The organism is Nocardia carnea (assembly GCF_029868325.1).
GTDB classification, from domain to species: Bacteria; Actinomycetota; Actinomycetes; order Mycobacteriales; family Mycobacteriaceae; genus Nocardia; species Nocardia carnea_C.
Genome location: NZ_JARWNW010000309.1, coordinates 1 through 9580 on the forward strand (window position 1 = coordinate 1; position 9580 = coordinate 9580).

7 protein-coding genes are annotated in these 9580 nt (G+C 66.0%); all 7 read right to left on the reverse strand.

Features of this window, described 5'->3' with window-relative positions:
- Positions 1-213: 213 nt before the first annotated feature.
- On the reverse strand, positions 214-1263 hold the full coding sequence (locus QH196_RS30255; protein WP_280419265.1) for an alpha/beta hydrolase: 1050 nt from the start codon (positions 1261-1263) through the stop codon (positions 214-216).
- Positions 1264-1537: 274 nt separating this feature from the next.
- Positions 1538-2632, reverse strand: coding sequence for an alpha/beta hydrolase (locus QH196_RS30260; RefSeq protein ID WP_280419266.1), 1095 nt, complete (start codon positions 2630-2632; stop codon positions 1538-1540).
- A 170-nt stretch (positions 2633-2802) separates the two neighbouring features.
- Positions 2803-4779: a flagellar motor control protein ZomB gene (gene zomB / locus QH196_RS30265; RefSeq protein ID WP_280419267.1), complete on the reverse strand. Its 1977-nt coding sequence runs from the start codon at positions 4777-4779 to the stop codon at positions 2803-2805.
- The gene (locus QH196_RS30270) at positions 4757-5683 is read right to left on the reverse strand and encodes a decaprenyl-phosphate phosphoribosyltransferase (protein WP_280419268.1); all 927 of its coding nucleotides are present in this window, start codon (positions 5681-5683) and stop codon (positions 4757-4759) included. The genes zomB and QH196_RS30270 overlap by 23 nt, the downstream gene beginning before the upstream one ends.
- Before the next feature lies 1 nt (position 5684).
- Positions 5685-6275: a phosphatase PAP2 family protein gene (locus tag QH196_RS30275; protein ID WP_280419269.1), complete on the reverse strand. Its 591-nt coding sequence runs from the start codon at positions 6273-6275 to the stop codon at positions 5685-5687.
- Entirely contained in the window at positions 6272-8206 is a 1935-nt protein-coding gene (locus QH196_RS30280) for a glycosyltransferase (protein WP_280419270.1), read from the reverse strand. Before QH196_RS30280 ends, QH196_RS30275 begins: the two co-directional genes overlap by 4 nt.
- Complete coding sequence (gene glf, locus QH196_RS30285) at positions 8203-9432, reverse strand: UDP-galactopyranose mutase (protein WP_280419271.1); 1230 nt, start codon at positions 9430-9432, stop codon at positions 8203-8205. Before glf ends, QH196_RS30280 begins: the two co-directional genes overlap by 4 nt.
- Between the last annotated feature and the right edge of the window lie 148 nt (positions 9433-9580).

Sequence of the window (9580 nt, forward strand, 5' to 3'; positions counted from 1 at the left end):
GTGGGTCCAGGTGCCCGCACTGATCGCGGTGATCGCGGTGGGCCTGGCAGCGCTACCGCCGCTCACGCGGCGGCCACGGCCGGACGCCCCGCCCCCCCCCCCAGTAACCCCCACCCCCCCCCCCCCCCGCGCCCCCCCCCCCCCGCGCCGGCGCGGCCCCCCCCCCCCCACTGCGGTCGTTGCGGAGGCCGGCCTCGGCCCCTCGAACGCCCGTTATCCGATATTCGCGGACAAATCCGGAATCATCCTATGCACTTCGGCTTCCCAGTACGTCCACGAGTGGATACCCGCCTGCGGGAACGAGTACGTGACATTGTTCGCACCCAGCGACATCATCCGCAGCTGGAACGATCGGGTGTTGGCGAGTGCCAGCGCCTCCAGCGCCATTCCGTTCACGGTATTGCCGTTGAATCCGTCGGCCGGCGCGGGCAACCCACTACCAGCGGATATCCATAGGCGGGTGTTGTGGTCGCGCAGCAGTGGCGCGAAAACGAACGGATCCATGCGCAGCCACTGCGGACCCCACGGTGGCGCCATGGAGTCGACGTTGTACCCACCGGCATCGATCATGGCCAGCCGGATGGCCTCACGCATACCCGGCGCGGAGATGTTCAGGTAGCCGGAGTAGGAACCGGCGAAACTGAACTGGTCCGGGTGATAGGCGGCCAGGGTCAAGGCACCGCTGCCGCCCATCGACAATCCGAATACGCCGTTGCGGTACGGGTTGAACCCGAGCCGGTCGCGCAATGCCCAGCGCAAATGCTGGTTTATGAACGTTTCCCAGGCGTAGCGATAGCTTTTGCCCGGCCCTTCGGATGCCACGTTGAGTGCGCCGGATCCCGACGACGAGCCGGTCGGCGGCGCCCCGAAGAACGAACTCGGCGCATTCCAGTCGGCGTAGAAACTGGACATACCGCCGATCGGCATGACGACGTTGATATTCCAGTCGGTGAGCGCGTCGGCGACATTGGTGTCGAACTCCCAGCCACTGTGCGTCTCGGGGGCGCGCATACCGTCCAGGGCGTAGACGACACGGTTGGTGTTGCCGTCCTTGGCCCGGAAGATCCGTGACCTGATCGGGCCCATCTCGGGGGAATCGACCACGAAATCGAATCCCCGGGGATTGGGTGCCGCCTCGGCCCGGGCGCCCGAATCGGACAACGACACCGCGAGCGGGGCGAGCAGTGCCACGGTGATACCCAGCGCCCAACGACCGATCCACCGCCGGGATCGGACCGATCTGAGCCTTCGCGCACTTCGCATTCGACTAGACCTTTCGCCTGGACAGCCGGACAGCAAACCACGAGCTACGTTACCGGCCCCATATGGATACGTAGACCACGGCACCCGCTGGATGCGGACGCCGTTACCTGGATACATGTCCCTGGTGTATCAATCGACCAGGTGCGTGTTCATGTTGCCAGATACCGGCACAGGTCACGTGCATAAGCGTGGCGCGGCTGCGATTTCGTTGCCGCACCCCCAGTGGGAGGATGCGGCAACGCTTCCGCAAAACGGACCGTCCGGTCCGGCAGGGTCAGCCGATATTCGCCGACAGGTCCGGGATCATCCGGTACACCTCGTCGGTCCAGTACCGCCAGTTGTGCACACCGACGGCCGGGAAGTCGTAGGTCACGTTCTGGGCCCCCAGCGACACCATGCGGGCCTGGAACGCCCTCGTGTTGACCAGCGCCAGGGCCTCCAGGCCCATGGCGTTCACGGTGTTGATATCCAGCCCATCCGCGGCCGCGGGCAGCCCACTACCGGCCGAAATCCAGAGCCGGGTGTTGTTGGCGCGCAGCATCGGCGCGAAGACGAACGGATCCATCCGCAGCCACTGCGGGCTCCACGGTGGCGCCATTGCGTCGATATTGAACCCGCCCGCATCCAGCATGGCCACCCGCAGGGCCTCGCGCATACCGGGGGCGGAGACGTTCAGATAGCCCGAATAGGAGGCCGCGTACCGGAACTGGTCCGGATGGTATGCCGCGAGGGCGAGTGCGGCACTGCCGCCCATGGACAACCCGAAGACACCGTTTCCGTTCGGGTTGAAGCCGAGCCGGTCGCGCAGCGCCCAGCGCAGGTCGCGGGTCAGGAAGGTTTCCCATTTATAGGTATTCGACCGGCCCAGCCCGGCCGCCGAACCCGAGGCCAGCCCCGAACCCGAATCCGCCGCCGACCCGGTGGTGTCACCGGCGCTACCGGAACTGCCGAGGCCGAAGAAATTGCTCGGCGCGTTCCAATCCGCGTAGAAGCTGGAGCGGCCGCCGACCGGCATGACGACGTTGATATTCCATTTGGTGAGCTCACGGGCGACATCGGTATCGATTTCCCAGCCGCTGAGATCATCGCGGGCGCGCATCCCGTCCAGCGCGTAGACCACCCGGCCGGTGTTCCCGTCCGCGGCGCGGAAGATCCGCGATTTGATCGGCCCCATCTCCGGGGATTCGACCCAGAAATCGAACCCGAAAGCGGGATCGAAACGCGCCGACGCCGGAGCGTCCGGACCCGCGACCGACATCCCCACCGGCAGCAGTACCGCCAAAGAGAGCAGCGCCGCTCGTTTCAGCCGGTTGCCCAGCCGCCGCCCTGAGTGGCCGGTCCGTTGGCCGCGGCCGATAACGCCTCGCATTACTCCCACCCTCCGTCGTGCGACCCATCGATCGCGTGGTCCGACGCCGGTCCCCGGCTGCGTGCGTACCGAGAACGGACGCCAGCACAATAGCCTGACACGCCGACAGCCGCCCGCCGGGAACCCACGCCGAACCGATAGTGCCGAAAAGCTATCGGCGAAGGGGCAGCTCAGCGCACCGGCGGAACCGGATCGACCAGGCCACAGCGTTGAATCTCATACTCCGGGACGCGGTCGATGCGGTAGGACGCGAAATCGAAGGCGTGCAACAGATTGTGCTTGAAGCGTTCGAAGGTCAACGGGCCCTTGTAGGACAGCATCAATGCGTGGGTCTGCGGGCAGGACATGGCGACGTGGGCCTGTTTCACCCAGTCCTCGTCCATGTACCAGGGCAGCCACGGTTTACGGTCCACCATGCCGGTTTCCACGATCACCCAGTCCGGGTAGAGGCTCTTGTCGTGACCGATACGGCCGTCCTCGAGTCGTTCGGTATGCGCGGCCAGCGGGAAGGCCAGACCCATCGGATCGATGACCCGCACGTCCAGCGGGACGTTCATGCTGGTCATACCGAGATTGAGGAAGTAGACGGTATGTCCCGCACCGCCGGGCGGAATCGGCATCGGCGGCGGCGCCACATACCAGAACATGAACGAGGGCGAATTCAGCAGCAGGCCACCGTCGGGCGTGTTCTCGATGGCCTCCACCATGGGCCGCATCCGCGCGTAGTCGAGGTAGTCCTCGGCGCGGATCGGGTGGTCGTGACCGGTATTGAGGACGTAGTAGATACGTTCGTCGACGATACCGGAGTCATCGATCTTGGTTCCGGTTTGGATCGCGGTGGTCCCCGAGGCCATCAGCGCCCAGACCCCGGTCCCCGCCAGCGCGAGCACCAGCAGGCCGAAGGCCGGGGCGTCCCGGCGCGTCAACGCCCGGACCCCGCCCTCGGGCAGCCGCAGCGGCAGCACCGCGACCGGTAGCAGGAACAGGAACAGCTGCGGCAGCAGCATCCGGCCGTGCATGAAATCCCCGCCGACCCGCAGCGCGTAGACGGTGAGGATCACCGCGGCGCCCAGCACCAGCGTGACGACCGCGGCCGGGGTCCGCAGCCGCTCGCGCAGCCGCCGGAGCCGCCCGGGTTTCGCCGCCGCCGGATCCTGTTCTGCGGCGGGGTCCACCACGACCGGTTCGGCGCGATATACCCGCGCCGCCACCAGGCCCGCGATCAGCAGAATCGCCAGCGGCACATAGAGGTAGTACGGGCCGGCGAGATCCCAGAGGTAGGTGAGACCCTGCCCCCATTTGGCTCCGCCCGCATCCTTGGCAACCGCGGTGTTCGGGTACGGCAGCCCGTAGTAACCCATCCGCCAGACCTGATAGCACAGCGGTACCGCGCCGGCCACGGCGACGATCAGCCCGCGCAGCAGCCACGGCCGCAGCCGGGAGGCCGGCATCGGGGCGAAGAAGATCAACAGCAGGGCCAGCCCGCCGACGACCGCCATCTCCGGGCGGATCAGCGGGGCCAGGCCCGCGAGAAATGCCAGTCCCAGCAGCCCGGGAACACCGGGGCGTTCCGCTTTGCTCCAGCGGATCAGCAGCAGCCACAGCAGCGCAATCCAGCAGATGACCAGGCAGTTCTCCAGGCCGGAGGTCACATAGTCGCGGGCCGGGGGTACGGCGATATAGGCCAGCGCACCGGCCGGCAGCAGCAGCGTCGACGAGGCCGGACCCCACAGCTTGCCCGTGCCCAGCATCGCGAACGCCAGCGCCAGCAGCGAAAGTGTCAGCGCGACACCCAGGACGACATATTCGAGCCGCGCCTGGGTCACCCAGCTGAAGAACCACACGATGTAGGTCCATGCCGTACTGGTATTGGTCTCCACCCGCTCGCCCGGGTTGAACACCGGGCCGTTACCGGCCAGCAGATTGCGCACCGTACGCAGGACGATGAGACCGTCGTCGGCGATCCAGCGCCGCTGCCAGCCGCCGAAGGCGAGCAGGGCGACGGTCGCCACGATCCCACCCGCGAACACCGCGCGCGGTATCCAGGTGGGACGCGCCGACGAGCGGGGCTGCTCGGTGGCAGCCCGCTCGCCGGTCTTTTCTTTTTCGGCTACCGCAATCTCGTCAGAAGAGATAGACAGCGACACCTACCGCTCCGATCCAGGCAATGGCGAGCAACTGCAGGACGCGGTCCCCGAAGGCGATCTCTTCCGGCTCCCCGGCTTCACCACCGTCGACATCCACGGCGTAACGCAGAATCGCGATGGTGAACGGGATCATCGAGAGAGCAAACCATTCAGTATCTTTGGCCGCACCCTGTTCGAAAGCCCACAGTCCGTAGAAGACCACGACCGCCGTGGCGGCCAGGCTCCAGGTGAATCGTAGGTAGGTCGGGGTGTAGTACTCCAGGGATTTGCGAATCTTGGCCCCGGTCGAAAGCGCCAGCTGCAGCTCGGCGTACCGCTTACCGGCCGCCATGAACAGCGACCCGAAGGCCATGATCAGCAGGAACCACTGCGACAGCGGGATTCCGGCGGCCACACCGCCGGCCACCGCGCGCAGCAGGAATCCCGAGGACACGATGCAGATATCCAGAACGGCCTGGTGCTTGAGACCGAAGCAGTAGGCCAGCTGGACGCCGATGTATACGCCGATGGCGACGGCGAGCTGCCAGTTCGCCACGAAGGAGAGCGCGATAGAGCCGATCAGCAGCACCGCCGACAGTGCGAAGGCCAGGTTCACCGGAACCACACCGGCCGCGATCGGGCGGAAGCGCTTGGTGGGATGCGCCCGATCGGCCTCGACGTCCATCGCGTCGTTGACCAGATAGATACCCGACGCCGCCATACAGAAGACCACGAACGCGATCGCGACGCTGCCGAGCACATCCAGATCGGTGACCGACCCGGCGGCCATCGGTGCCGCCAGCACCAGGACGTTCTTCACCCACTGGCGCGGGCGTGCGGCCTTGATCAGGCCACCGACCAAGGTCTTGGGTGGTCCCTTGACCTCGGCCTCGGCCAGATCGACGCCGGTGGGCTCTTCACTCATATCAGGCAGTGCCTTTTCGTCTCGGGCCTTTTCGTCTTGTACGGTCACTGTCGAGTCTCTTTTCGGCGGCGAGCAGGACGGCGGCGGACGCGGCGCCGAGCGCGGAACCGGCGATCACATCGGAGGGGTAATGCACCCCGAGAACGACCCTGGACAGCAACATCGGCGGTACGAGCACCGCTGGCAAGGGTAGCCCGGTCAATTTTCCGAGCAGCACCGCCGCCGCCGTTGTCGAGGTCGCGTGCGAGGACGGGAAGCTCAGTTTGCTCGGCGTACCGACGTTGACCTGCACCGACGGTGCGTGAGGTCGCGGGCGGCGCACTATGCGCTTGATCACGATGGACGCCGCGTGCGCGCCGACGGCACCGACGGCCACACCGGCCCACTGCCGCCGGCGGGGTTTGTCGGCGAGCGCACCGGCCGCGGCGATCGCGACCCAGCCGAGCGCATGCTCGCCGAAATGCGACATACCGCGCGCCGCCGAGATCACCGGCGGGGTCGCGATGGCACCCTGCACCGCTTCGATGATCTTCACCTCGGGCGGGGCCTGCCCGGCTGCCGAATCCTGCAGGCTCGGGTTCATCGCATTCATCGCTGGGTCTCCGTACTACCGTCGATGCCGAAAACCTTCTCCCACGCGGCGGTGCCGGTGAGTTCCGCATGCGCGGCACGATAGCGCTGCCGCATCTCCGGCATCCGGTCGGCGAGTTCCTTACGCAAGCGCAGCGCTTCGCGCAGCAGCCCGTAGGCCTGCCGCGGATCCCGTTTCCGGTACACCACGCCGCGCCCGTCGGCGGTGGTGACGGTGACTCCGTCGACCTGGGAGAGCAGGAACCAGCGCGCGTCCAGGGTCGGCACATTGAGCTGCGGGCGCTCGTGATGCTCCGGATGCGCCGGCCGCAGATTGTTCAGCACACCTTTGCCGAGCCGCACGATCTTGGCGATCGGGTTGGCCGGTTCGCCCACCGCGCCGACGCCGATACCGCTGGCCAGCGGCAGTTCGGTCGAGGACGGCAGGGCTACCGCGTCCGGATACTGTTTGCGCAGTTCGTGTACCGCGCCCAACGCGCTGGGCAGCAGTTCGAAAAGACGCTGCGGACCGGCCAGGAAATCGCGGATCGCGAGATTCTGCACCGCGACCGTCGAATATTCCAGGCACAGCAGGTGTTTGACGGTCGCCTTGACCGTGTGCGCGATCATGGCGCGCCCGTTACCCGGCTGGTACAGCGAGGCCACCACCAGGCGGTTGCGCAGATGGAAATACGCCTGCCAGTCGATGGCGTCGTCTTTATCGCTCCACGCCATATGCCAGACCGCGGCACCCGGCAGGGTGACCGTCGGATAACCGGCTTCACGGGCCCGCAATCCGTATTCGACGTCATCCCATTTCAGGAACAACGGCAGCGGCTGCCCGAGTTGTTCGGCCACCTGCCGCGGAATGACGCAGGTCCACCAGCCGTTGAAATCGCCGTCGATACGACGGTGCAGCAGTTTCGAATTATCCCGGTCGCGCAGCGGGTACTTCGCGAAATCGTGGTCGTATTCGACATTCGGCGCCGCCGACCACATGAAGATATTGCGGTCGACCACCTCGCCCATCACATGCAGGTGCGAACGTTCCTGCAGGTTGAGCATCTGGCCGCCCACCAGCACCGGGGATTCGGCGAAACGGGCGAAAGCCAGGGAGCGCAGAATCGAATCGGGTTCGATCTCGATATCGTCGTCCATGTAGACGATGTATTCGGCACTGGTCGATTTGAGCGCCTCGTACATCACCCGGCTGTATCCACCGGACCCACCGAGATTCGGCTGATCGTGAATGGCGAGCCGGTCGCCGAGCACGGCGGCGGCCTCTTCGAAACCGGGTTCGTCGACGACCTTGCGGGTGCCCTGGTCGGGAATGATCACCGCGTCGATCTGCGCCAGCACCAGCGGGTCGGCCCCGAGCGCGGCCAGCGTTTTCACCGCATCGGTGGGACGGTTGAAGGTCGGCATACCGACGGCGATCCGGCCCTCACCGGGCGCTTCGATCGGCGCATACCAGCCGCCGGATACCAGCGTGACGGCGGTATCGGTGGTGATATCGAACCAGAGCCAGCCGCCGTCCTCGAACGGCCCGAAATCGGTCTCCAGTTCGAGCGTGACGGTTTCGGCGCCGGGCGCCACCGCGAACTCCTGGCCCTGTACGTGGATACGCGAGCCGTCGGCCTTGGACCGGTACATATCGACCCGTCCGTGCCCGGCCAGCTCCAGCCGCAGCACCACCGAATCGAGGATGCTCCAGCGCCGCCAGTAACTGGCCGGCAGCGCGTTGAAATAGGTGCAGAACGACACCTCGGACTCCGCGCCCACCGAGAGCGAGGTCCGGGTGCCGGCATGTGCGCGCCGCGCGTTGGTCGCCGACTCTTCCAGGTAGAGAGTGCGCACATCCAGCGGCTCACCCGGGCGGGGCAGGATCACTCGCTGCAGGAGTGATTTCGCACGGGTGGCGGACGCGCTGTGCGTCAGTGATGCGGAGGTCATACGTCGTTGTTCTCCTCGGCCAGCGGTGCACCCGATTCCAGATGCGGCCGCAGCACATTGTCGAACATGTTCAGTGCACTCGCGATGGCCATATGCATATCCAGGTACTGGTAGGTACCGAGGCGGCCGCCGAACAGAACCTTCGCCTGCGCGGTCTCCTGCTTGGCCAGCGCGCGATACGCGGTCAGTTTGGCTCGGTCTTCAGGGGTGTTGATCGGATAGTACGGTTCGTCGCCGGTCTTGGCGAAACGCGAGTACTCGCGCATGATGACCGTCTTGTCCGTGGGGTAGTCCCGCTCCGGATGGAAATGCCGGGGCTCGATGATGCGGGTGTAGGGCGGGTCGGCGTCGTTGTAGTTCATCACCGAAGTGCCCTGGTAGTCACCGGTCGGCAGGACCTCGGTCTCGAAGTCGATCGTGCGCCAGCCCAGCTCACCCTCGGCGTAGTCGAAGTAGCGGTCCAGCGGGCCGGTGTAGACGACCGGGGCGTCCGGGTTCTGCGCACGCAACTCGTCGCGCACGTCGAACCAGTCGGTGTCCACCCGGACCTCGATCAGTTCACCGGCGGCCATGTTCTCCAGCCACTTCGTGTACCCCTCCTTGGGCAGGCCCTCGTAGGTGTCGTTGAAGTAGCGGTTGTCGAATGTGTAGCGGACCGGCAGCCGGGTGATATTGCCGGCCGGCAGCTCCTTGGGGTCGGTCTGCCACTGTTTGGCGGTGTAATCGCGGACGAAAGCCTCGTAGAGCGGGCGGCCGATCAGCGAGATGGCCTTTTCCTCGAGGTTCTGTGCGTCGGCGGTCTCGATCTCGGCGGACTGCTCGGAGATCAGCGCACGGGCCTCCTCCGGGGTGAAATACCGGCCGAAGAACTGCGAGACCAGCCCCAGCCCCATCGGGAACTGATAGGCCTGGCCCTTGTGCATGGCGAAAACACGATGCTGATAACCGGTGAACTCGGTGAACTGCGTGACATAGTCCCAGACCCGCTTGTTCGAGGTGTGGAACAGATGTGCACCGTATTTGTGGATTTCGATCCCGGTTTCCGGTTCGGGCTCCGAATAGGCGTTACCGCCGATATGCGGACGGCGGTCCAGCACGAGGACTCTCTTGCCGAGTAAATTCGCGCTGCGCTCGGCGACGGTCAGCCCGAAGAAACCGGAGCCGACGACGATCAGGTCGAACTGTGCGTTGTTATCTGAGTTACCCGGAGACGATGCGGCGGTCACGGGAGCCCAGCGTATCGGAAGCATTTCCCGGCGCCAGTCGGGATCAGCGGGTGGATGGTAACGCCAGGTGAGACGGGTCCCGGCGCGGGCGGCCACAAAAACGTTCGCCGGGGCCGGGTCGATGACCGGCCCCGGCGAACGGGTGTGG